The sequence below is a fragment of the Rhodanobacter sp. MP7CTX1 genome, assembly GCF_014205795.1.
Lineage (GTDB): Bacteria > Pseudomonadota > Gammaproteobacteria > Xanthomonadales > Rhodanobacteraceae > Rhodanobacter.
The window spans coordinates 295,312-319,384 of record NZ_JACHCN010000002.1 but is presented as its reverse complement, the minus strand read 5'-3'; the positions used below and the strand labels follow the sequence as shown (position 1 = coordinate 319,384).

Sequence of the window (24,073 nt, the reverse complement as noted above, 5' to 3'; positions counted from 1 at the left end):
CGATGTTCAACCGTGCCCTGACGAGCCTTTTCGGTAGCCGCAACGAGCGCGTACTGCGCCAGCTTTCCAGAACCGTTACACGCATCAACGCGCTGGAGCCCGAGTTCGAGAAGCTGGGCGACGATGCCTTGCGCGGCAAGACGGATGAGTTCAAGAAGCGGGTTGCCGATGGCGAGTCGCTGGACAAGCTGCTGCCGGAGGCATTTGCGGTAGTGCGCGAGGCGGCCAAGCGGACGCTTGGCATGCGCCACTACGACGTGCAGCTGATCGGTGGCATGGTGCTGCACTCGGGCAAGATCGCCGAGATGCGCACCGGCGAAGGCAAGACCCTGGTCGGTACGCTGCCGGTGTATCTCAATGCGCTGGCCGGCAAGGGCGTGCATGTGGTGACCGTGAACGACTATCTGGCGCGCCGCGACTCCGCGCAGATGGGCAAGCTGTACAACTTTCTCGGTCTGAGCGTGGGTGTGGTGTATCCGGGCATGGATCACGCCGACAAGCACGCGGCGTATGCCACCGACATCACTTACGGCACCAACAACGAATTCGGCTTCGATTACCTGCGCGACAACATGGCACTTAGCAAGGAGCAGCGCTATCAGCGCGGCCTGCACTATGCGATTGTCGATGAGGTCGACTCGATCCTGATCGACGAGGCACGCACCCCGCTGATCATTTCCGGGCCGGCCGAAGACTCGCCGCAGCTGTATCTGGCGGTGAACAAGATTGTGCCGCGGATGAACCGTCAGCCGGATGAGGAAAGTGCTGGCGACTACTGGGTTGACGAGAAGCAGAAGCAGGTGCACTTGTCCGAAGAGGGCATGCAGCACGCCGACGAGCTGCTGCGCGAAGCAGGTGTGATCGAGCAGGACAGCGGTCTGTACGACTCGAAGAATCTGGCGGTGGTGCACCATCTGAACGCGGCGCTGCGCGCGAACGGCATCTATCAGCGCGACGTCGACTACATCGTGCGCGATGGCGAAGTGATCATCGTCGACGAATTCACCGGCCGTACGCTGGCGGGTCGACGCTGGTCCGATGGCCTGCATCAGGCGGTGGAAGCGAAGGAAGGCGTGCCGATCCAGCGCGAGAACCAGACGCTGGCGACGGTCACGTTCCAGAACCTGTTCCGCATGTACAAGAAGCTGGCCGGCATGACCGGCACGGCCGACACCGAAGCGTTCGAGTTCCAGAGCATCTACGGCCTGGAAGTGGTGGTGATCCCCACCCACATGCCGATGATCCGCAAGGACAACTCGGACATGATCTTCCTGGCGCAGGATCCGAAATACCGCTCGGTGATCGAGGACATCAAGGATTGCCACAAGCGCGGTCAGCCGGTGCTGGTCGGCACCACCTCGATCGAGGTGTCTGAGTTGTTGTCGGGCATGCTGACCAAGGCGAAAGTGGTGCACGAAGTGCTCAACGCGAAGCAGCACGAGCGCGAGGCGCATATCGTGGCGCAGGCCGGTGCGCCGGGTCAGGTCACGATCGCCACCAACATGGCTGGCCGCGGCACCGACATCGTGCTTGGCGGCAGCCTGGACGCGGCCATGGCGGCACTGCCGGCCGACGCCAGCGAGATGGATCGCCAGCGCGTCAAGGCCGAGTGGAAAAAACTGCACGAACAGGTGCTGGCGGCTGGTGGCCTGCACATCATCGGCACCGAGCGGCACGAGTCGCGGCGTATCGACAACCAGCTGCGCGGTCGTTCCGGCCGTCAGGGTGACCCCGGCTCCTCGCGCTTCTATCTGTCGCTGGAAGACAACCTGCTGCGCATCTTCGGTGGCGAAGGGCTCGTCCGCTGGATGAAGCGCTTCGGCATGAAGGACGACGACGCGCTGGAAGATCGCATGATCAGCCGGCAGATCGAAAAGGCCCAGCGCAAGGTCGAGCAGCACAACTTCGATATCCGCAAACACTTGCTGGAATTCGATGACGTTGCGAATGACCAGCGCAAGGTGATCTATCGCCAGCGTGACGAATTGCTCGAGGGCGAGGATGTCTCCGCCACCGTCGCCGATATCCGCGAGGATGTGGTGCAGTCGATGGTGCTGGCGCATGTGCCGCCGGAGAGCATCGACGAACAGTGGGACCTCGCCGGCCTCGATCGCGAGCTGGAAAGCGAGTTTGGTATGTCGCTGGAGCTCAAGCACTGGGTCGAACAGCAGCAGGAAATCGATGCCGGCGCGATCCTCACGCATGCGCGCAATGCGGTGAACGAGATGTTCCAGGCGAAGGAGGCCCAGATCGGCTCCGAAACCATGCGTCAGCTCGAAAAGCACATCATGCTGACGGTGGTCGACAACGCCTGGAAAGATCATCTGTCCAACATGGATTACCTGCGCCAGGGCATCTATCTGGTCGGCTATGCCCAGCAGGATCCGAAGCAGGCGTTCAAGCGCGAATCGTTCAAGCTGTTTTCCGAGATGCTCGAGCGGATCAAGACCGAGGTCGTGCAGATGCTGGCGCGTATCCGCATTCGCAGCGAAGAGGAAGTCGCCGCGATGGAAGCCGAGCAGCAGCGCATGGCGGAACGCCTGCAGAAGCAGATGCTGGCGACCGGTGGCGGTGCGCCGGTAGACGCCTTTGCCACGGCTGCCGTGGAGCCGTCAGGTGCCACGACTGGCTTCGCAGCCAAGGCGCAGAGCGATGCCCCCAAGGCTGGTCGCAACGATCCTTGCCCCTGCGGTTCGGGGAAGAAGTACAAGCATTGCCATGGTCAACTGGCCTGAGCTGCATCAGTAACGAAAAACCCCGCTGCGGCGGGGTTTTTCCTGGGTCACAGGGTCAATCCTCGCCACCAGGCGGCCGCTTGCGGTGCGCCTCGGCGTTCACGGTGATGTATTGCGGCTCTTCACTATCCAGTCGCAACGCGGTGAGTTGCCCGCCCCACACGCAGCCGGTGTCGATCGCATGCACACCGTATCCGGCGAAGCGACCAAGCGCTGACCAATGGCCACAGACGACCCGGGTGTCGCGGCGACGCAAGCCCGGTACCTCGAACCAGGGATACAGCCCGGCTTTTTGTGTGCCCGGCATGCCCTTGGCTTCGAAATCGATACGGCCGTTGACATCGCAATAGCGCATCCGGGTCATCGTGTTGATGGTGGCGCGTTGGCGATCCAGCCCCTGCAGTCGGCTCGTCCACAGCGCCGGCCGGTTGCCGAACAGATTGCTCAGCAACCGCGGGTGGCGCGGGCTGGACAGCTCGCGCTCGACGTCCTGCGCGGCGCGCTGGGCCTGGCGCAGTGTCCATGACGGTGCGAGCCCCGCATGCACCATCGTCCAGTTGAGTTGCTCGTCATGGTGCAGCAGCTTTTGCGAGCGCAGCCATTCGAACAGCACCGGGGCGTCGTCGGCGAACAAGACTTCGCGCAGTTCGGGATTCACCCGAGCCTGCGCGTCGGGGCGCCGCTGCGCTATCGCCAGCAGGCTCAAGTCGTGATTGCCGAGCGTGACCACAGCTTGCTCGCGCAAGCTGTGGATCAGACGCAGCGTATCCAGCGACTGCCCGCCGCGGTTGACCAGGTCGCCACAGAACCACAGCTGGTCCCGCGCCGGATCGAAGCGCAGCTTTTCCAGCAGTCGTTGCAGTTCGGGGTAGCAACCCTGCACGTCGCCAATCGCATAGGTGGCCATCTCAGAGCAGGGCCATCAGTGAAGCGTTCGCGGGATAGACAGGGTGAAGGTCGGAATCGGCGCCTCGAACTGGGTGCCATCGTCGGCCAGCATCTGATAGCTGCCGCCCATGGTGCCGACCGGCGTCTCCAATACGGCGCCGGAGGTGTATTCGAAATCGTCGCCAGGACGCATCCATGGCTGTTCGCCGAGCACACCGTCCCCCCGCACTTCCTCCACCTTGCCGTTGGCGTCGGTGATCATCCAGTGGCGTGCCAGCAGGCGTGCCGGCATGTCGCCAGCGTTGCGCAGGGTGACGGTGTAGGCGAAAACGTAGCGATTGTCACCGGGCTTCGATTGATCGGGGACGAAACGGGTTTCGACCTGCACGTCGATCGTGTAGGAAGATTTTTCAGTCATGGCCCGATTGTAAGGCCTGTCGCCGTGAATGGGGCGCAGCCGCCGCGATTGTCATGAAGACGGTGGTCACTGGCGTGACTGTCATGAGCGTGACCTTCACGAACGTGACCTGCGTGGCGCACGCCCGCGTCAGAGATTGCTGTAGATCTTGGCCAGCCGTACGAAATCGTTGGGAGCGAGCGTTTCGGCGCGCGCCTTGGGGTCGACGTCGGCGCGACGGATCGCATCGCTGTCCAGTAATTGCTTGAGTGCGTTGCTGAGCGTCTTGCGCCGTTGGGCGAAGGCAGCCTTGACCACGGCGTAGACATGTTCGGGATTGGCGTCGTGCCGTTCGTGCGGCGACAGCGGCAGCAGCCTCACGACGGCGGAGTCCACTTTCGGTGGCGGGCGGAATGCCTCCGGCGGCACGGTGAACAGCGGTTCGACCCGGCAGGCCAGCTGCAGCATCACGGATAGCCGTCCATATACCTTGCTGCCGGGCTCGGCGGCCATCCGCTCGACCACTTCCTTCTGCAGCATGAAGTGCATGTCCTGAATCGCTGCGGAGTGCTCGACGCAGTGAAACAGGATCGGACTGGAAATGTAGTAGGGCAGGTTGCCGGCAATGCGCAGACGTTCCACACCATGGCTGTGTGCGAGCGCGGTGAAATTCACCTTCAACACATCGGCGTGAATGATATGCAGTTCGCCAGCGGCAGCAGCACGCGCCTGCAAACCGGGGATCAGGTCGGTATCCAGTTCGATCGCCGTGAGCTTGCCGGCCGCCGCCAGCAACGGCAGCGTCAGCGCGCCTTCGCCGGGGCCGATCTCGACTACGAAATCTTCGGCCCTTGGGGCGACCGCACTGACGATGCGCTCGATATAACGGCGGTCGTGCAGGAAGTGCTGGCCGAAGCTTTTCTTGGGGCGGGCGTTCATGAAATTTCTCGCGAGATGGGCCTTTCATCCCGGCCATCTTCGAGCGAGGGGGAAGGGGATAGGGAGGCACTGCGCGCAATCAAATCGATGGCCATCATGACGGCGGCGATCAAGCTGGCAGGATCGGCTCGACCGGTACCGGCCAGATCCAGCGCGGTGCCGTGATCGACCGAGGTGCGGATAAACGGCAGGCCGAGAGTAATGTTTACAGTACGGTCGAACGCTTCGCTTTTCAGCACCGGCAGCGCCTGGTCGTGATACATCGCCAGCACGGCATCGTAGTGCGGGCGTTGTGCCGGCACGAACGCCGTGTCGGCGGGCAATGGGCCGAGCAGCTGCATGCCGTCTTTGCGCAGCGCCTCCAGCACCGGGATCACCGTGTCGATTTCCTCGCGGCCAAGGTGACCGCCTTCGCCCGCATGCGGGTTGATCCCCAGCACGGCGATGCGTGGCTCGGCAATGCCGAACTTGCTGCGCAACTCGGCATGCACGATGCGTAGCGTGCGGGTCAGCGAGGCGTGGGTGATCGCCGCGGATACTGCGGCCAGCGGCAGGTGCGTGGTCGCCAGCGCTACGCGAAGTTCCGGGCTGGCCAGCATCATCACCACGTCGGCTTGCGCGCGTTCGGCGAAGAACTCGGTGTGTCCGCTGAAGCGGATGCCGGCGTCGTTGATCGATGATTTTTGCAGCGGCGCAGTGACCACTGCGTCGTATTGACCGGTCATGCAGCCATCGGCAGCCTCGGTCAAGGTCGCCAGCACATGCCGTGCATTGCGTGGATCGGGCTGACCGGGTATTTCATCGAATGCAAGTGGGACGTGCCGCAGAAGAAGCGTGCCTGGGCGGCGCTGAGTCTGCGGGCTGCCATCGTCATCGATCAACTCGATGACCGCACCGCAACGACTCGCAGCGCGTTCAAGCAAGCCGCGATCGGTGATCGCAATCAGGCTGGCTGCCAGCGGGGTGGCCGCCAGCCTGATCAGCAGTTCAGGGCCGATACCCGCCGGTTCACCAGCCGTAACGGCGAGCCGCGGGAGTGGCGTCTGGTTCAAGCGAGCTTACGGCGACGTGGCAACGTCAGCCTGGCTGTCCGTATCGCGCAGTTCCGGTACCAGGATGTTGATGTAGGCGTTGGAACGCATCTCGCGCAGGTAATCGTCATAGGCCTGGTCGGATTTGCGATTGCCAATCGCTTGACGTGCCTGGTCGCGGGCGATCTGGTTCGTGAGGTCGCTCTGACGCGTACCAAGTCGCTGCACGATATGCCAGCCGGCTTCGCTCTGGAACGGTTTCGATACTTCTCCGTCCTTGAGCTGATCCAGTTGCTGGGCGATGGTGGTGCCCCAGGCCTGTTGCTGGAACCAGCCCATGTCGCCACCGGCATTGGCCGTGGTGTCGTCCTTGGAGTCTTCCTTCGCCACGGTGGCAAAGTCCACATGTTTGTTGACAATGCGGTTGTAGAGCTCTTGCGCCTTCTGCTCTGCCTGTGCCTGGCTGACCAGGTCGCTCGGCTTGATCATGATCTGGCGGGCATGGAATTCAGTGACCATCTGCTGACTGGGTTGGCGCTGGCCGATCAGCTTGATGATGTGGAAGCCGGTCGGGCCGCGCAGTGCCGCGCTGACGTCACCGGGCTTCATCGACCCGACCGTATCGGCAAATGCCGGCGGGATCTCGTCCATCCGCCGCCAGCCCAGGTCACCACCGTCCAGTGCATCGCTGGCATCGGAGTAGCGGATGGCCGCCGCGTTGAAATCCATGCCGCCCTTGATTGCGGCAAGCGCCTGCTCGGCCTTGGCCTGGCTAGCCTGGATGGCGGCGGCGTCCGCGCCTGAGGGGGTGCTGATCTGGATATGCGACAGATGCACTTCGCCACCCTTGTACGCCGCACTGCTGAGCAGGTTGTCGATCTCGCCATCAGTGACCGAGACCGAGTCACGCACCACGCTCTGATGCAGGCGCTGCACGGTGATCTGCTCGGCCAGCTGCTCGCGGAATGCCGCAAAGCTGTTGCCGTTGCGTTCCACTTCGGTGCGCAACTGCTCGGGCGTGAGCTTGTTTTGCTGGGCTACGCCAGCGACAGCCTGGTCGACGTCGGCATCGGAGATGTGAATGCCTTGATCCTGCGCCCGCTGAACCTGCAGCTTCATCAGAACCAGTCGATCCAGCACCTGCTTGCGCAGCACGTCCATCGGCGGCAATTGCCCAGGCTGGTTGGCGTATTGCTGCTGCACCGAATGCACGGCGTCGTCCAGCTCACTTTGCAGGATCACGTCATCATTGACGACAGCGTCGATGCGGTCCAGCGGGGGGCTTGCAGGGGCGGCCGGTGTCAGCAGCTGGGCGTGGGCAGGCAGGATGATCGCGAGCGCGAGCAGGAGGAGTGCAATGGGTTGCTTCATCAGTGGGGAGCCTGAATCGCCGGGGGCGAATGCGAATTATTGATAGCCAAGAATATCACGGCGCAACAGTGGATCGATTTCGCCGCCCGACGAGCCGATCCCCTTGAAGACCACCTCGAACATGATGGCGTTATTGCGAAGATTGGTACCGCTGCCAGGGGCGAGCGGGGCCTGACCGTAGAACGTCTGATCCACGTAATTACGATCGACCAGCCGCAACGTAACGCAACAGTTGTCGTATTCGACGCCAACCAGTGCCTCGACCGTGCCGCTGATTGAGGTGGCAAGTCCCTTGACCGGCTGGGCGTAGGTCCACGACCCCATCAGCCGCCAACGGTCGGACAACGGGTAGACCGCCGAAACACTGAATTGTTTCAACAGGCCGTTAAGATAGTGATAGGAAAAATTGAGGACGCCGTCCGTACCCAGTCGGTGCTGCAGCTCCACAGTCGCCATGTCGGTATGGTCGGTGTTCGGGCTCCACTGATAGGTGGTGTTCAGGCGCCACCGGTCAGCCAGCTGCAGGTTGAGCTGGGCCACGTAGTCCGAGCCTGACCAATCCGTTGATGGCGCCACGGTATTTTGCCCGGTCGGCAGCTGCACTCGTTGCGGAGTGAAATAGGTGATCTGGCCGAAGCTGGCCGACAACCGTTCCACACCATTCTCGTCGAGCAGGCGAGTGGTCAGCGCCCCGGTGAGGTCGTTCGCATTCATTTGTCGATCTGCGCCGGAATACTGATTCGGCGAGAACAGCTGCCAGTAGTCGAACGTCATCAGGCTCGTGTCGAACAGTGGCAAATTGTTCTGATTGCGATACGGCACGTACAGGTAATACAGGCGCGGTTCGAGCGTCTGCGTATAACTGTTGCCGAACAGCGTAGTGCTGCGATCGAAGATCAGTCCGCTGTCGATGCTGGTTATGGGCAATGCGCGGCTGGGCGATTGCTCGGTGAATGGCGAGGTTTGTCCTGACGCAAGCAATCCGCCGTAGCCGTAGTTGCCATAGTTGCTATCGAGGTCATATGCCGTGTAGCGATAGGCCACCTTGGGTTTGACGAACCAGTACGAACCCTGGAAATCAGCGGCGAGGAACGGGTACAGATCGAGACGATTTCCGTCCACGAAATCGCGCTGATAGCTGGTGACGCCATTCTGGTTGACCAGCGAATACTCGTTTTTGGTGAACGCAACGGCTTCGTTGTTCATGCCGAATTCGAGCCAGCGCGATATCGGGACATTGAAATTCAGCGTCGCGCGCGGCAGCCGGTTGTAAGGGTTCACGGAGTCGGGCAGGAACGGGTTTACGTTCTGGTAGACGTCGCCACCGAGCGTCGAATTCCACCAGGTGCCGCTGCCAATGGCATACACGCTGGACGTCAGCGTACCAATCGCGCTGTTGTCCAGCAGGCTGCCGAAGTCGTACAGGTAGTTACGGTCCGAAGCATGGTTGATGTTGGTGGTCAGGTACCAGGTATCCCACAGGTGCGAGGCACTGATGTATTTGACCAAGTAGCGATCTTCGCCCTTGGTCTGGGCCGCGGTGCCGCTGTCGTTGGTTTGATCGTTCGGGAGAAACTCGGCATCGAGCTGGCCGGTGTAACCGGGGAACAGATAACGGAATTGGCCGCCCAGCATCTCACCGCGACTGGTGAAGACACTCGGTGTCAGGGTGGCATCATAATTGGGTGCCAGATTCAGGTAATACGGCGCCATCACTCGAAAGCCGGCGCGGCTGGTATTGCTGAGGATCGGCGTCAGAAAGCCGCTCTCGCGCTCATTGTCGAGCGGAAAGGTGAAGTAGGGCAGGTACAGGATGGGTACGTTGAATACACGTATCGTGGCATCGCGGGCCACGCCGCGTTCTTTCACGTAGTCCTGCAGGATGGACTTGGCGTGGATTTCCCAGATGTGGTGGCCAAGATCGCAGGTGGAGTAGGTCGCGATGCTGTATAGGCGGTGGTCCGAGTCGAACATTTCGCCGCGCTGGGCGACGCCGTTGCCGCGTGACTTCAGCATCTGGTAGCGCAGGTCGCCATCGGCAACGCCGGTACTGGCGTTGTTGTTGCCGCGCATGTGGGCGGCGGCCAGCAACGACCCGGCGTCCTGGTAACGGACGTTGCCTTGCGCGTCGTAGTCGGACGTGTCGTCGTTGTAGGCGGCCGTGTCCGCATGCAACTCCTGGTCGGCACGCTGCATGTTCACGTTGCCCGACAGGTGGTAGACCGTCTGGTCGGAGCTGTCGACGTGCTGTGCCCGCGCGAACGTGGTGCTGGTTTCGCGCACCGTGCTGTCCTTGCTCAGGAACGGATCGTAGAACTCCAGCAGTGCGTTCGGCCGGCACATCGAATAGTTGTAGGGACGCGTCGTGCAATGGAACGAACCCAACGGACAGACCTGTTCGGGGCCGTTCTTGGGTTGATCACGGGCACTCGTGGCATGGACGTTGCTACCAATCAAGGCAATTGCTGTAGCGACAGCCAGCAGGCGGCGCGGGGGGAGCTTAGGCATCACAAGGAAAATCTGCCGGCTTTGGAAGCCCGTTAAGCTAGCAGAAAGTCCCCACGTAAGGCAGGTCAACGTTTTCCGGACGGCGTGAGGATTCAGCATCAATGAGCAGAAGTTGAGCAGGAGCGGCGTCGGACGGTGCGCTGCTCTGACGCTCGGGCCTTCTCCCTTTGGGGAGAAGGTGGCCCGCAGGGCCGGATGAGAGGCGGGTGCTCGCGGGGAGCTGACTTGGGGCTGGCTTTGATGGGGCTTTGAGGCAAGCACCAGCCCCTCACCTCAATCCTCTCCCCGTAGGGGAGAGGAGGCGAGCGAGCGCGCTTCGCGCGGATTTAATCCATAAGTGCGCTTACATGCGCGCTTGCACTGGCTGCCAGTGCGGCCAGCTCATAACCGCCTTCCAGCGTGGAGACCAGTCGGCCGCTCGCGTGCGTGTGGGCCAGCGCGACCAGCCGTTCGGTGATCCAGGCGTAGTCTTCATGGCCCAGCTTGAGGTCCGCCAGCGGATCACTGCGATGGGCGTCGAAGCCGGCCGAGACCAGCACCAGCTGCGGCTTGAATGCGTTCAATCTTGGCAGCAACAGACCTTCCCACAGTTCGCGGAATTCGTATGAGCCGGCCCCGGGCGACAACGTGGCGTTGACGATATTGCCGACGCCGCGTTCGTCCTCGCGGCCACTGTCTGGATACAGCGGCGATTGATGGCTGGAAATAAACAGCACCCGCGGCTCGTGCTCGAAAATGGCCTGGGTGCCGTTGCCGTGATGCACGTCGAAATCGGCGATCGCGATGCGCTTCAGGCCATGTGCGGCCAGCGCGTGGGCGGCGCCCACCGCGATATTGTTGAACAGGCAGAAACCCATCGCCTGATCGCGGGTGGCGTGGTGGCCCGGCGGTCGCACGGCACAGAACGCATGCTGGATATCACCCGCCATCACGGCATCCACGGCGGCCACTGCAGCACCGGCCGCGCGCAGTGCCGCTTCCACCGAACCGGGCGACATGAAGGTGTCCGGATCCAGCTGAAAGATGCCTTCGAGCGGGGCGCTGCTCAGGATGTGATCGACGTGGGCGGCACTGTGCACCCGCAACAGCTGCTCGCGGGTCGCAAGCGGTGCTTCGGCCCGCTCGAGTGCGGCGTGGCGGTCATGGTCCAAGGCCTGCAGCACCGCTTGCAGGCGCGCCGGGCGTTCAGCATGGCCTGGGCCGGGGTCGTGCTGCATACAGGCGGAATGGGTATACAACCGCAGCATGCGGGGTTATTCGGCAGGTTGGGGTTTGCGGCGGCGCTCGTGCTGCCACAGCACTTCGCCGTGGCCACTGGCGCGCGCCAGTACGCGGGCGATCACAAACAGCAGGTCGGACAGCCGGTTGAGATAACGCTGTGCCTGCGGCCGTACTTCTTCAACCCGCGCCAGCGCGATCACCTCACGCTCGGCGCGACGGCATACCGTGCGTGCCAGATGACAGCAGGCCGCGGCCATGCCGCCACCCGGCAGGATGAAATCTTTCAGTGGCGGCAGCGGATCGTTGAAGCCGTCCAGTACTTGTTCCAGTCGATCGATATCGGCGTCCTCGATCATCACCATGCCGGGGATGCAAAGTTCCCCGCCAAGGTCGAACAAGGCGTGCTGCACCTGGCCAAGTACGTCGGCCACCGCGACATCCACTCCGTCGGCCGCCAGCACCATGCCGATGGTGCTGTTGAGCTCGTCTACCGTGCCGTAGGCGGCTACGCGCAGCGAGTCCTTGGCTACCCGTGAACCATCGCCCAGGCCGGTGCTGCCGTCGTCGCCGGTACGGGTGTAGATCTTCGAGAGTCGGTTGCCCATCGATCGGCCGCCGTTGGCTTAGTGGTGCAGGCCGGGTCGGTCCGACTGCCGCAGCACACGCGCCAGTTGCACCACCAGAACGTGCAGAACCGCACCGATGGCGACATAGCGCACGGTGGTGTCGAGAAACCACAGATACCAGTCGCCCAGATTGACGAACCAGCTGGCCAGGTTGCGCGGCTGCGGCACGCTGGCGCTGAGCCAGTAGAAACTGCCATTGGAAATGAGGTAGCACACCGCTTCGCTGACCAGCAGCGCGACCACGGTCAGGCCCAGCGTCTGCAGGCGCAGCCCGACCTGATGCTTGGCCAACCAGCTGCCGCCGAACCAGAGTGCGCCGAAATACACGGGCATGAACCAATAGGCCGCCGACACGCAGTAGTGGCTCCAGAAATCGACGCCCTGGCCGGTGATCACGAAGAAGTCGATCAGCACCGCTTCGGCAATCAGCAACGGAAACGCCCAGCGCGCGGAACCGCGCAGCCAGAAACCGGCGAGGAAGAACACGCCCCATGACGCATCGGGCAACGCACCGAAGTGATGGAGGCGGGTGGCTGCCATCGCCAGCGCAAGCAACAGGAAAATGCCCACGCGTTGGATCTGCGTCTTGGCCATGTGGTGCTCCATGAAAGCGACTGAACAGACCGCCAGTTTAGCCCAATGTGCTGCAACACAGGTCGGGTCAGCGCGTATTATCGGTATATGACTGCCCCGGATTCTCCCGAAGTGAACCGCCACGACGTCCTGATCATTGGGGGCGGCCTGGTGGGCGCCAGCCTGGCGATCGCGCTGGACGCCGCCGGCATCGCCGCCACCCTGGTCGAAACCGCCGCGCCGCGCGCTGACGCCCAGCCCAGCTATGACGAGCGCAACCTGGCGCTGGCGCGAGCCACCGTCAACGGTCTTGCTGCGATCGGCGTCTGGCGGCATGCCGCCGCGCGCGCCACGCCGATCCGGCACATCCATGTCAGCCGTAGTGGTGAATTCGGTAGTGCACGGATCGATGCGGACAAGCAGGGTGTCGACGCACTGGGTTGGACCCTCCCCGCGCGTGAACTCGGCGCGGCGTTGCTGCGTCGGCTGGACGAATGCACCCGGTTGACCCGGCTCGCCCCCGCTACGCTGGCGGCGTTGCAGCCGATGGCCGGGGGCTGGCGCGCGCAGATCAAAACGGCGGACGGCATGCGCGAGATCGACACCGAGTTGCTGGTCGGCGCGGACGGAACCGAGTCGTTCGTGCGCACGCAGCTCGGTATCGACGTCGAGCGACACGATTACGGGCAGACCTTGTTCGTCTGCACTGTCACTCCTGAGCGCGATCATCAGCAGCGCGCCTACGAACGTTTTGCCGATGACGGCCCCATTGCGCTGCTACCGCTGGCCGAGCGTCGCTGTGGGCTGGTCCTCACCGTGGCCGCGGATGAAGCGGACGCCGTCGCCACGATGGACGATGCCGCTTTTATCGAACTGGCGCAGCAGCGTTTCGGCTGGCGTCTGGGACGCCTGACCCGACTCGGCAAGCGACATCCATACGCGATCCATCGCGTCGCCGCGCAACAGCTGACCGGACCCCGCGCGGTGCTGGTCGGCAATGCCGCGCAGACCGTGCATCCGATCGGTGCGCAGGGATTCAATCTGGGTTTGCGTGACGCATTGACCCTGGCCGAGTTGGTCGCTGCAGCAACCGATCCGGGTGCGCCTGAGTTGTTGGCGCGCTACGCTGCGCGCCGCGCGTCGGATCGCGAAGGAACCATGGCAATGAGTCATGGCCTGGTGCGCCTGGCCTGTCTGCGGCAGCCGCTGCTGGCACCATTGCGGTCGCTGGCGCTGCTGGCTTGCGACCGCGTCCCGCCGCTGCAACGCGCCTTGGCTCGACGTGGCATGGGGTTTCGCGGCGAACCACCGCTGGCGGTATTGGAGCGGCTGCCGTGAACATACCTACGCAGGAAGCCTCGGTCCGCCGTCGCGCGCCAGCGCTGGATGCAGCGGTGGTCGGTGGCGGCATGGTCGGCGCTGCCGCTGCGCTGGCGCTGGCCCGTGCCGGCTTCGCCACGGCATTGCTGGAGGCGCGTGCGCCGAAGGCATGGCATCTGCATGATGAAGTGGATCTACGCGTGGTCGGACTGGCGCCATCGTCGCTTGCCTTGCTGGATGAGCTTGGCGTATGGCCGTCCATCCGCGATGCACGCGCCGGCCCGTATGCGCACATGCATGTATGGGACGCCGAGAGCGGTGCGGCGATCGATTTCGACGCCGCCAGCGAAGGGCGCGAACTGCTCGGCTACATTGTCGAGAACAACCTGGTGCAATGGACGTTGTGGGAGGCACTGGAAGCAGCAGGCGTGCGTCGGCTATGTCCGGCCGAGGTGCGCGCGTTCGACGCGAGGGAAGATCGTATCCAGCTCGAATTGGCCGACGGCGAAACGCTGGCGGCCCGCTTGCTGGTGGCCGCCGACGGCGCCGCCTCGCCACTGCGACAACTCGCCGGCATTGCCACGAGCGGTCGCGACTATGCGCAGCGTGCGGTGGTCGCGCACGTCAGCACGGAGCGGCCGCACGACGGCACCGCATGGCAGCGCTTCATATCGACCGGACCGTTGGCGTTGTTGCCGCTGGCCGATGGCCGCAGTTCAGTAGTGTGGTCTTTGCCCGAGGCCGAGGCACTGCGGGTGCTGGCGCTGGACGATCGGGCGTTTCTCGACGAGCTCGGCCTTGCCAGCGATTTTCGCCTGGGCCGCATCATGGACACGACACAGCGCGCTGCGTTTCCATTGAAGCTGCAACTGGCCGAGTGCTACCAGGCCGAACGCTTCGTGCTGCTTGGCGATGCCGCGCACGCGGTGCATCCATTGGCGGGGCAGGGCGTGAACCTGGGCTTGCGTGATGTCACCGAGCTGCGCGACACATTGGTCGCAGCGCGCGACGGGGGCCGCGATATCGGCGCCGCGCATGTGTTGCGCCGCTATGCACGGCGCCGGCGCAGCGCCGATACACTCGACGCACTTGGCTTCGATGCGCTGGCGCGCATCTATGCCTTGCAGTCTCCGGCGCTGGTCGCGGCGCGTGGCCTGGGTGTGCGCTTGCTTGACCGCCTCGCTCCGCTCAAGCGACGCCTTGCGGAGCATGCTGCCGGACTCTGACAATTTCCTTCCCTTGCATGCCTCGAAGATGGGATTCCCTTCGGTGGCAGGTGGAAGTCAGGAGAGATAGAGCTTTCGAGTTCGTGGCCAAAGAGCACTCACCCCAACCCTCCCTTGCGTGCAGCGGAGGGCGTTTGCAAACCCATCGGAGTAATCATCATGCGTTTCGCCCGACTTTGCTGTCTGTTGCTGCTTGCAGGTTCCGCGTTCGCCACCCAGGCGAAGATGGTGCACCGTCCGGTCGAATGGACGCAGGACGGCACCAGCTTCCACAGCGTGCTGGTCTACGACGATGCATCAAGCGCAAAGCGTCCCGGCCTGGTGATGGTGCCTAACTGGTACGGCGTGAACGACGCTGCCGTACAGAAGGCCGAGATGATTGCCGGCAAGGATTACGTCATCCTGCTCACCGACATGTACGGCGCCAGCGTGCGTCCGCAGCAGGGCAATGCCGAGCAGGCGGGGGCCGCCGTGAAACCGCTGTACGGCGATCGCGCGCTCATGCGCAAGCGGGTGAACGAAGCGCTGGCCCAGCTCAAGGCGCAAGCTTCGACGGCGCCGATCGACACCGGCAAGCTGGGCGCGATCGGCTTTTGCTTCGGTGGCTCGGCGGTTCTGGATCTGGCACGCAGCGGCGCGGAAGTCGCGGCGGTGGTGTCTTTCCACGGCGGCCTGAGTACCGACGACCCGGGGCTGGCGAAAAACATCAAGGCGCGTGTGTTGGCAATGAACGGCGCCGACGACAAGGGCACCATGCCGGACGCCGACAAGTTCATGGATGAGATGCGCGCCAGTCCGGCGGACTGGCAGTTTGTGGTGATCGGTCATGCCGTGCACTGCTTCACCGAGGTCGGCGAGAACTCGGCGGGATGCCGCTACGACGCGCGTGCCGCGGCACGCAGCTACCGGCTCATGCACGACTGGCTGCACGCGGCGTTCACCAACACGCCCTGATCGCGATTCAGAGGGCGCGGTGTGCCCACCTTCGGCAATAAATCAATGGTCCGCCCCGGAGGAGGGGCGGTACCAGTCGGGCGGACTTGCTCGCAACATCGTCACAAACCGGTCAGCACAATTCGGGCGCCAGACTCCCGTAGCGCATCGGTGACGATGCTCGGGCCTCCGTATGCCATTGCCGCCCTCTGCCATGGGTCTCCCTTACCTTCAGGACAACCATGAAAATCAGACGAGGCGCCGTACGCGTACAGGACCGGGCAGAGCTGCTGCGCGCCCTGCAGAATTCGAAAATGGCACGATCCGCCCATGCCTATGTGCGCGGCAACACCGTGCAGTTCTATGAATGGCTGGAGGCGAAGCACGGTTGGGCGATTCCGCAGGGACCCGCCGTGTGGATCTGCGGCGACTGCCATGTCGGCAACCTGGGTCCGCTCGCCGATGATGAAGGTCAGGTGCAAGTGCAGATTCGCGATCTCGATCAGACCGTGATCGGCAATCCCGCGCATGACCTGATCCGGTTGGCGCTCTCGCTGGCGACCGCTGCGCGCGGTTCGGACCTGCCCGGAATCACCACTGTGCGGATGATCGAGGCGCTGATGGCCGGATATGAGTCGGCGTTTCCTGAAACCGATGAGCCGACACCGAAGAAGCCGCAAGCGGTCACCCTGGTGATGAAGAAGGCGCTGGAACGAACCTGGAAGCACCTAGCGCGGGAGCGCATCGACGGCGTCGAACCGACCATCCCGCTGGGCAAGCGGTTTTGGCAGCTGGACAGTGGCGAGCGCAAGGCGATAGAAGCCTTGTTCAGCACGCCCGCCGTGAGTGAGCTGGTGACGCAGCTGGAGAGTCGCCCCGACGATGCACACATCAAGGTGGTCGATGCCGCTTACTGGCGCAAAGGCTGCAGTTCCCTGGGCCGATTGCGTTATGCGGTTCTGCTCGAAGTGAATGGGGATACCGAAAAAGGTGGTGACCTGTGTCTGGTCGACATCAAGGAAGCCACTCCGGCCGCTGCGCCCCATGCGCCGCGGATCGTCATGCCGCGTGACCACGCCAAGCGGGTGGTGGAGGGCGCCCGGCATCTTTCACCGGCGCTCGGCAATCGCATGCGGGCAGCGTCCCTGCTGGATCGCCCGGTCTTCATCCGCGAGTTGTTGCCGCAGGACCTGAAGCTTGAGATCGAGCAGATGGGCCGAAGCGAGGCGCTGAAAGTTGCGCACTTCCTGGCCATGGTGATGGGGCATGCGCATTGCCGACAGATGGACAGCGCTACGCGTCGCGCCTGGCGCAAGGAATTGCAACGCAATCGTTCGAAGTCGCTGGATGCGCCGTCATGGCTGTGGTCAAGCGTGCTGGATCTGATGGGTGAACATGAGCGCGGCTACCTGGAGCACTGCCGCAAATACGTGCTGCAAGGCGAGCATTGATCCGATCCCCGCGATCGTTGCACCGCATCCTGCTGCGGTTGCGCGGATCCGGGCTGACGATCAGTACGCGCGGTTGACTGCGTACGAGGCGAGTGTGAATAGCGCCTCGCGATAGGCGGAGTCGGGCAGATTGCCCAGGGCGGCGCGGGCGGCGTCGGCATGCGCTACAGCACGTTGGTGGGTGCGTTCGAGCGCGCCGGAATCGCGGATCGCGGCGATGATGTGATCGAGCGAATCAAGCCCGCCGTGTTCGATCGCGTGGCGCAGCGACTGTGCCTGCTCCGGCTTCGATTTTTCCAGCGCGTAAATCAGCGGCAAGGTCGGCTTGCCCTCGGCCAGATCGTCACCGATGTTCTTGCCCAGGGTGTCGGCGTCGCTGACGTAGTCGAGCAGATCGTCGGCAATCTGGAACGCGTAGCCGAGCTGCATGCCGTATTCGCGCAGCGCCTGCACCTGGAGTGGTGGCAACCCGCCGAGCAAGCCGCCGAGTTCGGTAGCAGCGGCAAACAACACGGCGGTCTTGCGCTCGATCACCGCCAGATAGGCCTCTTCGCTCACGTCGGCGTTGCCGATGTTGAGCAGTTGCAACACTTCGCCCTCGGCGATCGTGTTGGTGGTGTCGGCGAGGATGCGCATGATGCGCATGTCATTGAGTTCCACCATCAGCTGGAACGAGCGCGAATACAGGAAATCGCCGACCAGCACACTGGCGGCATTGCCCCAAAGCGCGTTCGCCGTCTTGCGGCCGCGGCGCAGGTCGGACTCGTCCACCACGTCGTCGTGCAGCAGGGTGGAGGTGTGGATGAATTCGATCACCGCGGCCAGCTTGATGTGCTGGTCGCCCCGGTAGCCGGCCGCTCCGGCGGCCAGCGTATGCAGCATCGGGCGCAGCCGCTTGCCGCCGCTGGCAATGATGTGATCGGCGATCTGGTTGATCAGCACCACGTCTGATGACAGCCGCTGGCGGATCAGGGTGTCGACGCGTTGCATGTCGGCAGCGGCGAGATCGCGCACTTGGGCGAAGTCGGCGGGGCGGCGGGCGTCGGCTGGCATCGAGTTCATGGACACTTCAAGGCGGCGGTGTATCGGTAGGATTATAGGGCCGTGCGACAGATTGCGCCGCCACCCATCGTTGCAAGCTCGGCTGTGGCGGGCGAGGCGGGCTAATTAAGGAATTGCAATAGAGCGCGGCCGGCCCAATGATGAGCACTAGCGGTTTCGTGGAACCGTGCATCGAGTACCGATCCGATGGCACATGAAATCATCTCGCTAATCGCGCAATACGGCCTCTTTCTGGTCTTTTTCAACGTCCTGTTGGAGCAGGCCGGCGTGCCGCTGCCGGCCGTGCCGACCTTGGTGGTGGCCGGCGCACTGGCGGCGAGCGGGCATTTGGCCGTCGTCAATCTCCTGCTTGCCGCGCTCGCCGCCTGCCTGATCAGCGACCTGATGTGGTACTGGGCCGGCCGGCATTACGGAGCGGGCGTGATGCGCACGCTCTGCCGTATCTCGCTGTCGCCTGATTCGTGCGTGCGGACCTCCGAGCTGCGCTTCCAGCGGTGGCGCGGACAAGTGTTGCTGATCGCGAAATTCGTGCCGGGGTTGTCCACCGTGGCCCCGCCGCTGGTCGGTGCGATGGGCTTGCGGCTGCCTGCATTCGTGCTTTTCGATGGGCTCGGTTCACTGCTCTGGCTGGGTGCCGCCGTCGGTCTGGGTTACGTTTTTGCCGAGCAGATCGACGTCCTGCTGGCCGCGTTGGCCAGTGCCGGCACGTTCGCGTTCGAGCTGCTGCTGGGCCTGCTTGCGCTCTACATCCTGGGCAAATGGTGGCAGCGCCGGCGTCTGCTGATGACGCTGAGGATGTCGCGCATCACGGTAGAGGAGTTGAGTGAGGCTGTCGCCAGCGGCCAGGCTCCCGTGGTGGTGGACGTGCGTTCGGATGCGTCGCGCCAGCTCGACACGCGGGTGATCCCCAGTGCGTTGCTGCTGGATTCGGGCAGCATCGATCGGACCGTGAATGACATTCCGTTCGAGCAGGAGCTGGTGCTCTACTGCAACTGCCCGAACGAGGTATCTGCCGCCAAGGTGGCGAAAATCCTGATGGACCAGGGCTATCGGCATGTGCGCCCGCTGCTTGGCGGGCTGGATGCGTGGGACGCGGCCGGCTACGAGATCAGGAGGTTGCCATCGGCATCCGCCGGGGCCGTTGATGGGACGCTGCGGGCGGCCATCTGAGCTCGGCGCCGCCATGCCTTCGGCCTGGACCCATCTCAGCCCCCTTCGCTCGGCTCCCTCACCCTTCGCCCTGAGCGTAGGCCCGTAGGGTCGAAGTCGAAGGGTGCCCCCCTCGAGCGCCCCTTGCTGGCAACGCCATCACGGTCTTGAAGTGTCGAGAGTGGCGAGCCTCATGGCGGCTCCTGCGGCTGCCGGATTCGGGTGGTAGGCCCAGCGAAACTGGGCCTAAACGCAAATCTTTACGCGTTCTTTACGGGGTGGCGGCGATTCGCTACCCCGTTGTTATGCGCGACTTCCTACGATGCGCCTCATTGCTGCGCCCTATCGTTTGAGGAGTCCATTCCATGGATGCCATCTATCTGCTTCTGCTGATCGTGCTGTCTGCCGCCATGATCGGTTTCCTGCTGCTTTGCGACCGTCTGGGCCAGCGCAAGTAACGCGCGCGGGCGCCTTTGCGCCTGTCGTGGACCCCGCGTCCCTCATGGAGCTCTTTTCGTGAACATCATTTATGTGTTGGCCACCGTGATCGCGGTGGTGCTGGCCGGCTATCTGTGCGTGGCCCTGCTCAAGCCGGAGTGGTTCGAATGAACGCCAATGACTGGATTCAAATTGCCCTCAGCCTGGGCGTCCTGCTGCTGTTGGTGAAGCCGCTGGGCAGCTATATGGCCCTGGTATTTGCCGATACGCCGAACAATGTCGCTCCCAATAAAGTCCTCCGTTTTGGTCAGGGCACTGAAAAGCTGCTCTATCGCCTGTGCGGAATCGACAGCCGTGAAGACATGGGCTGGCGCCACTATGCGGTGGCCATGCTGGCGTTCAACCTGATCGGCCTGCTGGTGGTCTACTTGCTGCAGCGTCTGCAGCCGTGGCTGCCGCTCAATCCGCAGCATTTCGCGACGATCACGCCGGACTCGGCGTTCAACACGGCGATCAGCTTTGCCTCCAACACCAACTGGCAGGGTTACGGCGGCGAGTCGACGATGAGCTACCTGACCCAGATGCTTGGGCTGGCGGTGCAGAACTTCGTGTCGGCGGCGACCGGCATGGCGATCCTGCTGGCGGTGATTCGCGGCTTTACTCGACGCAGTGCAAAGACGGTGGGTAATTTCTGGGTCGATATGACCCGTAGCACGCTCTACGTGCTGGTTCCGCTGTCGCTGGTGCTGGCGTTGCTGCTGGTATCGCAGGGTGTCGTGCAGAACTTCAAGAGCTACGTCGACGTACCTGTAGTGCAGACCACCACGATGACCGAGGCCGTCAAGGACGCCGCCGGTAATCCGGTGCTCGATGCGGCGGGAAAACCCGTCACGAAGGATAGCCAGGTCACGACGCAGACCTTGCCAATGGGCCCGGCCGCTTCGCAGATTGCGATCAAGCAATTGGGCACCAACGGTGGTGGTTTCTTCGGCGCCAACTCGGCACATCCGTACGAGAACCCGACGCCGTTCAGCAACTTCCTCGAGTTGCTGTCGATCCTGCTGATTCCCGCGGCGCTTTGCTACACGTTTGGTTCGATGATCGGCGATCGGCGGCAAGGCTGGGCCTTGCTGATGGTGATGTCGCTGATCATGGTGCCACTGTTGATTGCCTGCACGAGTGCGGAGCAGGTCGGTAATCCTGCGCTATCCGGACTCAGTGTCGACCAGCACGCCACGGCGTTGCAGGCCGGCGGCAACATGGAAGGTAAGGAGACCCGTTTCGGCATCGTCAATTCCACGCTGTGGGCGACTTACACCACGGCGGCGTCGAACGGCTCGGTCAACGCACAGCATGACTCGTTCACTCCGCTGGGCGGCATGATCCCGATGTGGTTGATGCAACTGGGCGAGGTGATCTTCGGCGGTGTCGGTTGTGGTCTCTACGGCATGCTCGCGTTCGCGGTGGTCGCGGTGTTCATCGCCGGGCTGATGGTGGGCCGTACGCCGGAATACCTTGGCAAGAAAATCGAAGCGCACGAGATGAAGATGGCCAGTCTGGCCGTGTTGATCCCATGCATGCTGGTGGTGGTTGGTACGGCCATCGCGGTGATGATGCCGGCCGGCGTGGCTGGTGTGGCAAACCCGGGTCCGCACGGTTTCAGCGAGATCCTCTACGCGTTGAGTTCGGCGTCGAACAACAACGGCAGCGCGTTTGGCGGTCTGTCAGTCAACACCCCGTTCTGGAATGTGTTGCTCGGCATCTGCATGTTCGTCTCTCGCTTTGCCCTGGGCATCGCCATGCTGGCGCTGGCTGGATCGCTCGCAGCGAAGAAGCATGTACCGGTATCGGCCGGCACGCTGCCGACGCATACCCCCCTGTTCGTGGTGCTGTTGGCCTGCGTGGTGGTCGTGGTGGGTGCATTGACCTTCCTGCCCGCTCTGGCTCTTGGCCCCATCGTCGAATCCCTGATGTCTGCTGCAGGACACTGATCCATGAATTCCTTATCTAATGCGGAACGGTCTAATGTGGAACGGCCTGATATGGCACGTCCCCCAGTGGACCGCCCCCAAGTGGCCCCTCGTGCCGGTGCAGTTAGCAGCTTCGGCCGCGAACTGATCCTCAAGGCGATCGCCGATTCGTTCCGCAAATTGTCGCCGCGGACGCAATTCCGCAACCCGGTGATGTTTGTGGTGTTCGTGTGCAGCGTGCTGACCACCCTGTTGTGGGTGCAGGCACTGAGCGGTCATGGCGAAGCGCCGACGAGCTTCATCTTCTGGGTCAGCATCTGGCTGTGGTTTACCTTGCTGTTTGCGAACTTCGCCGAAGCACTGGCGGAAGGTCGCGGCAAGGCGCAGGCCGCTGCCTTGCGCAGCTCGCGCAAAGATGTGGTTGCCAAGAAACTGGCCGGTCCCTACCGCGACGCCGCCATCACGTTCACACCGTCGAACGAATTGCGTACCGGCAACTTCGTGCTGGTCGAAGCGAATGAACCGTTGCCCGGCGACGGCGAAGTGGTGATGGGCGCGGCCAGCGTGGACGAGAGCGCGATCACCGGCGAATCCGCGCCAGTGATTCGCGAATCCGGTGGCGATCGCAGCGCGGTCACCGGCGGCACCCGCGTGCTGTCGGACTGGCTGATCGTGCGTATCACCAGCAATCCGGGCGAAAGCTTTCTCGATCGCATGATTGCGATGGTCGAGGGTGCCTCGCGGCGCAAGACGCCGAACGAAATCGCGCTGACCATCCTGCTGGCGAAGTTCACCCTGATCTTCCTGCTGGCTTGCGCAACCCTGCTGCCGTACTCGATCTATAGCGTGCAGGCCGCCGGTAGCGGGCATCCAATTACGCTAACTGTGCTGATCGCGCTGCTGGTCTGCCTGATTCCCACCACGATCGGTGCGCTGCTTTCCGCAATCGGCATCGCCGGCATGGATCGGATGATTCGCGCCAATGTGATCGCCACCTCGGGCCGTGCGGTTGAGGCGGCGGGCGATATCGACGTGTTGCTGCTGGACAAGACGGGCACGATCACCCTGGGCAATCGTCAGGCGGTGGCGTTCCTGCCGGCGCCGGGCGTCGAAGAGAGCGCCCTCGCCGACGCCGCGCAGCTGGCTTCGCTGGCCGATGAAACACCCGAGGGTCGCAGCATCGTGGTGCTGGCGAAGGAGAAGTTCGGCATTCGTGAACGCGAGCTGGAAGCGAATGCCGCTCAGTTCGTGCCGTTCACCGCGCAGACCCGCATGAGTGGCGTCGACATGACCGGCCGCAGCATCCGCAAGGGTGCGCTGGACGCGGTCGAGAAGCACCTCGATGCCGTCGGCAGCCATCTGCCACCACTGGTCAAGCGCATGGCCGAAGAGATCGCCCGTCGCGGCGCGACTCCCCTGATCGTGACCGAGGGCACGACGGCGCTTGGCGTGATCGAGCTGAAAGACATCGTCAAGGGCGGCATCCGCGAGCGTTTTGCCGAGATGCGCCGCATGGGCATCAAGACGATGATGATCACCGGCGACAATCCGCTTACTGCGGCGGCGATCGCGGCTGAGGCTGGCGTGGACGATTTCCTTGCCGAGGCCACGCCCGAGGCCAAGCTCAAGTTGATCCGTGACATCCAGGCCGAAGGCCGCCTGGTCGCGATGTGCGGCGACGGCACCAACGATGCGCCGGCGCTGGCTCAGGCTGACGTGGCGGTGGCGATGAACACCGGCACTCAGGCGGCCAAGGAAGCCGGCAACATGGTCGACCTGGATTCCAATCCGACCAAGTTGATCGAAGTGGTCGAGATCGGCAAGCAGATGCTGATCACCCGCGGCTCGCTCACCACGTTCTCGATTGCCAACGACATTGCGAAGTATTTCGCGATCATTCCGGCGGCGTTTGCGACCACGTATCCGGCGCTCAACGCGCTCAACGTGATGCATCTGGCCACGCCGCAGAGCGCGATTCTGTCCGCGGTGATCTTCAACGCACTGATCATCATTTGCCTGATTCCATTGGCGCTCAAGGGCGTGGCCTATCGCGCACTCGGTGCTGGTGCGCTGCTGCGCCGCAACCTGCTGGTCTACGGACTGGGTGGCGTGGTGGTGCCGTTCCTTGGCATCAAGCTGATCGACATGTTGCTGGTCCTTTGCGGACTGGCCTGATTACCCCTCAACGTCATCCCGACCAACCCCGAAGAGGGGGCAAGGGTCGGGATCCAGTCA

19 protein-coding genes are annotated in these 24,073 nt (G+C 63.2%); 9 read left to right on the top strand and 10 right to left on the bottom strand.

The window, feature by feature from the left end; all coding sequences use genetic code 11:
- The first annotated feature begins 2 nt into the window (after positions 1-2).
- Complete coding sequence (gene secA, locus HDE77_RS03980) at positions 3-2,735, top strand: preprotein translocase subunit SecA (RefSeq protein WP_184415861.1); 2,733 nt, start codon at positions 3-5, stop codon at positions 2,733-2,735.
- A 55-nt stretch (positions 2,736-2,790) separates the two neighbouring features.
- On the opposite strand, the gene HDE77_RS03975 is transcribed toward secA, so the two are convergent.
- The 9 genes from HDE77_RS03975 to HDE77_RS03935 all read right to left on the bottom strand — a co-directional run bounded on the left by HDE77_RS03975 (position 2,791) and on the right by HDE77_RS03935 (position 12,310).
- Positions 2,791-3,642, bottom strand: a complete 852-nt coding sequence (locus tag HDE77_RS03975; protein WP_184415860.1) for a symmetrical bis(5'-nucleosyl)-tetraphosphatase — start codon at positions 3,640-3,642, stop codon at positions 2,791-2,793.
- A gap of 15 nt (positions 3,643-3,657) precedes the next feature.
- The gene (apaG, locus tag HDE77_RS03970) at positions 3,658-4,041 is read right to left on the bottom strand and encodes a Co2+/Mg2+ efflux protein ApaG (RefSeq protein ID WP_184415859.1); all 384 of its coding nucleotides are present in this window, start codon (positions 4,039-4,041) and stop codon (positions 3,658-3,660) included.
- Positions 4,042-4,170: 129 nt separating this feature from the next.
- Entirely contained in the window at positions 4,171-4,959 is a 789-nt protein-coding gene (rsmA, locus tag HDE77_RS03965) for a 16S rRNA (adenine(1518)-N(6)/adenine(1519)-N(6))-dimethyltransferase RsmA (RefSeq protein ID WP_184415858.1), read from the bottom strand.
- Positions 4,956-6,011, bottom strand: a complete 1,056-nt coding sequence (gene pdxA, locus HDE77_RS03960; RefSeq protein WP_184415857.1) for a 4-hydroxythreonine-4-phosphate dehydrogenase PdxA — start codon at positions 6,009-6,011, stop codon at positions 4,956-4,958. The genes rsmA and pdxA overlap by 4 nt, the downstream gene beginning before the upstream one ends.
- Before the next feature lie 6 nt (positions 6,012-6,017).
- Positions 6,018-7,361 (bottom strand): peptidylprolyl isomerase, encoded by a 1,344-nt coding sequence (locus HDE77_RS03955; RefSeq protein WP_184415856.1) that lies wholly within the window; start codon positions 7,359-7,361, stop codon positions 6,018-6,020.
- A 36-nt stretch (positions 7,362-7,397) separates the two neighbouring features.
- Positions 7,398-9,869, bottom strand: a complete 2,472-nt coding sequence (lptD, locus tag HDE77_RS03950) for an LPS assembly protein LptD (RefSeq protein WP_221444101.1) — start codon at positions 9,867-9,869, stop codon at positions 7,398-7,400.
- A 326-nt stretch (positions 9,870-10,195) separates the two neighbouring features.
- Complete coding sequence (locus HDE77_RS03945) at positions 10,196-11,116, bottom strand: histone deacetylase family protein (protein ID WP_184415854.1); 921 nt, start codon at positions 11,114-11,116, stop codon at positions 10,196-10,198.
- Between the two features lie 6 nt (positions 11,117-11,122).
- On the bottom strand, positions 11,123-11,695 hold the full coding sequence (locus tag HDE77_RS03940; protein WP_184415853.1) for a cob(I)yrinic acid a,c-diamide adenosyltransferase: 573 nt from the start codon (positions 11,693-11,695) through the stop codon (positions 11,123-11,125).
- An 18-nt stretch (positions 11,696-11,713) separates the two neighbouring features.
- On the bottom strand, positions 11,714-12,310 hold the full coding sequence (locus tag HDE77_RS03935) for a hypothetical protein (RefSeq protein WP_184415852.1): 597 nt from the start codon (positions 12,308-12,310) through the stop codon (positions 11,714-11,716).
- A gap of 87 nt (positions 12,311-12,397) precedes the next feature.
- On the opposite strand from HDE77_RS03935, the gene ubiH reads away from it, so the two are divergent.
- The 4 genes from ubiH to HDE77_RS03915 all read left to right on the top strand — a co-directional run bounded on the left by ubiH (position 12,398) and on the right by HDE77_RS03915 (position 17,219).
- Entirely contained in the window at positions 12,398-13,627 is a 1,230-nt protein-coding gene (ubiH, locus tag HDE77_RS03930) for a 2-octaprenyl-6-methoxyphenyl hydroxylase (protein WP_255482528.1), read from the top strand.
- On the top strand, positions 13,624-14,835 hold the full coding sequence (locus HDE77_RS03925; protein WP_184415850.1) for a UbiH/UbiF/VisC/COQ6 family ubiquinone biosynthesis hydroxylase: 1,212 nt from the start codon (positions 13,624-13,626) through the stop codon (positions 14,833-14,835). Before ubiH ends, HDE77_RS03925 begins: the two co-directional genes overlap by 4 nt.
- A 159-nt stretch (positions 14,836-14,994) precedes the next feature.
- On the top strand, positions 14,995-15,789 hold the full coding sequence (locus tag HDE77_RS03920) for a dienelactone hydrolase family protein (protein WP_184415849.1): 795 nt from the start codon (positions 14,995-14,997) through the stop codon (positions 15,787-15,789).
- 221 nt (positions 15,790-16,010) lie between these two features.
- The gene (locus HDE77_RS03915; protein WP_184415848.1) at positions 16,011-17,219 is read left to right on the top strand and encodes a DUF2252 family protein; all 1,209 of its coding nucleotides are present in this window, start codon (positions 16,011-16,013) and stop codon (positions 17,217-17,219) included.
- Between the two features lie 60 nt (positions 17,220-17,279).
- On the opposite strand, the gene HDE77_RS03910 is transcribed toward HDE77_RS03915, so the two are convergent.
- Positions 17,280-18,281 carry a polyprenyl synthetase family protein gene (locus HDE77_RS03910; RefSeq protein WP_184415847.1) on the bottom strand — a complete coding sequence of 334 codons (1,002 nt, stop codon included), beginning with the start codon at positions 18,279-18,281 and terminating at the stop codon, positions 17,280-17,282.
- 186 nt (positions 18,282-18,467) lie between these two features.
- Here HDE77_RS03910 and HDE77_RS03905 point away from each other — a divergent pair, with 186 nt between their 5' ends.
- From HDE77_RS03905 to kdpB, 4 genes are all read left to right on the top strand, one after another.
- Positions 18,468-19,451: a DedA family protein/thiosulfate sulfurtransferase GlpE gene (locus tag HDE77_RS03905; RefSeq protein WP_184415846.1), complete on the top strand. Its 984-nt coding sequence runs from the start codon at positions 18,468-18,470 to the stop codon at positions 19,449-19,451.
- Between the two features lie 495 nt (positions 19,452-19,946).
- Positions 19,947-20,039 (top strand): K(+)-transporting ATPase subunit F, encoded by a 93-nt coding sequence (kdpF, locus tag HDE77_RS03900; RefSeq protein WP_184415845.1) that lies wholly within the window; start codon positions 19,947-19,949, stop codon positions 20,037-20,039.
- Positions 20,036-21,859: a potassium-transporting ATPase subunit KdpA gene (gene kdpA, locus HDE77_RS03895; RefSeq protein WP_184415844.1), complete on the top strand. Its 1,824-nt coding sequence runs from the start codon at positions 20,036-20,038 to the stop codon at positions 21,857-21,859. Before kdpF ends, kdpA begins: the two co-directional genes overlap by 4 nt.
- Positions 21,860-21,910: 51 nt before the next feature.
- Positions 21,911-24,013: a potassium-transporting ATPase subunit KdpB gene (kdpB, locus tag HDE77_RS03890; RefSeq protein WP_255482527.1), complete on the top strand. Its 2,103-nt coding sequence runs from the start codon at positions 21,911-21,913 to the stop codon at positions 24,011-24,013.
- Positions 24,014-24,073 lie beyond the last annotated feature (60 nt).

Coding starts and splice junctions, on each gene's coding strand:
- HDE77_RS03955 (WP_184415856.1), bottom strand. CDS start 7,361: ATGAAGCAACCCATTGCACTCCTCCTGCTCGCGCTCGCGATCATCCTG.
- HDE77_RS03940 (WP_184415853.1), bottom strand. CDS start 11,695: ATGGGCAACCGACTCTCGAAGATCTACACCCGTACCGGCGACGACGGC.
- HDE77_RS03905 (WP_184415846.1), top strand. CDS start 18,468: ATGGCACATGAAATCATCTCGCTAATCGCGCAATACGGCCTCTTTCTG.
- HDE77_RS03910 (WP_184415847.1), bottom strand. CDS start 18,281: ATGAACTCGATGCCAGCCGACGCCCGCCGCCCCGCCGACTTCGCCCAA.
- HDE77_RS03975 (WP_184415860.1), bottom strand. CDS start 3,642: ATGGCCACCTATGCGATTGGCGACGTGCAGGGTTGCTACCCCGAACTG.
- rsmA (WP_184415858.1), bottom strand. CDS start 4,959: ATGAACGCCCGCCCCAAGAAAAGCTTCGGCCAGCACTTCCTGCACGAC.
- HDE77_RS03935 (WP_184415852.1), bottom strand. CDS start 12,310: ATGGCCAAGACGCAGATCCAACGCGTGGGCATTTTCCTGTTGCTTGCG.
- secA (WP_184415861.1), top strand. CDS start 3: ATGTTCAACCGTGCCCTGACGAGCCTTTTCGGTAGCCGCAACGAGCGC.
- kdpB (WP_255482527.1), top strand. CDS start 21,911: ATGGCACGTCCCCCAGTGGACCGCCCCCAAGTGGCCCCTCGTGCCGGT.
- apaG (WP_184415859.1), bottom strand. CDS start 4,041: ATGACTGAAAAATCTTCCTACACGATCGACGTGCAGGTCGAAACCCGT.
- ubiH (WP_255482528.1), top strand. CDS start 12,398: ATGACTGCCCCGGATTCTCCCGAAGTGAACCGCCACGACGTCCTGATC.
- HDE77_RS03920 (WP_184415849.1), top strand. CDS start 14,995: ATGCGTTTCGCCCGACTTTGCTGTCTGTTGCTGCTTGCAGGTTCCGCG.
- lptD (WP_221444101.1), bottom strand. CDS start 9,869: ATGCCTAAGCTCCCCCCGCGCCGCCTGCTGGCTGTCGCTACAGCAATT.
- kdpA (WP_184415844.1), top strand. CDS start 20,036: ATGAACGCCAATGACTGGATTCAAATTGCCCTCAGCCTGGGCGTCCTG.
- HDE77_RS03915 (WP_184415848.1), top strand. CDS start 16,011: ATGAAAATCAGACGAGGCGCCGTACGCGTACAGGACCGGGCAGAGCTG.
- HDE77_RS03945 (WP_184415854.1), bottom strand. CDS start 11,116: ATGCTGCGGTTGTATACCCATTCCGCCTGTATGCAGCACGACCCCGGC.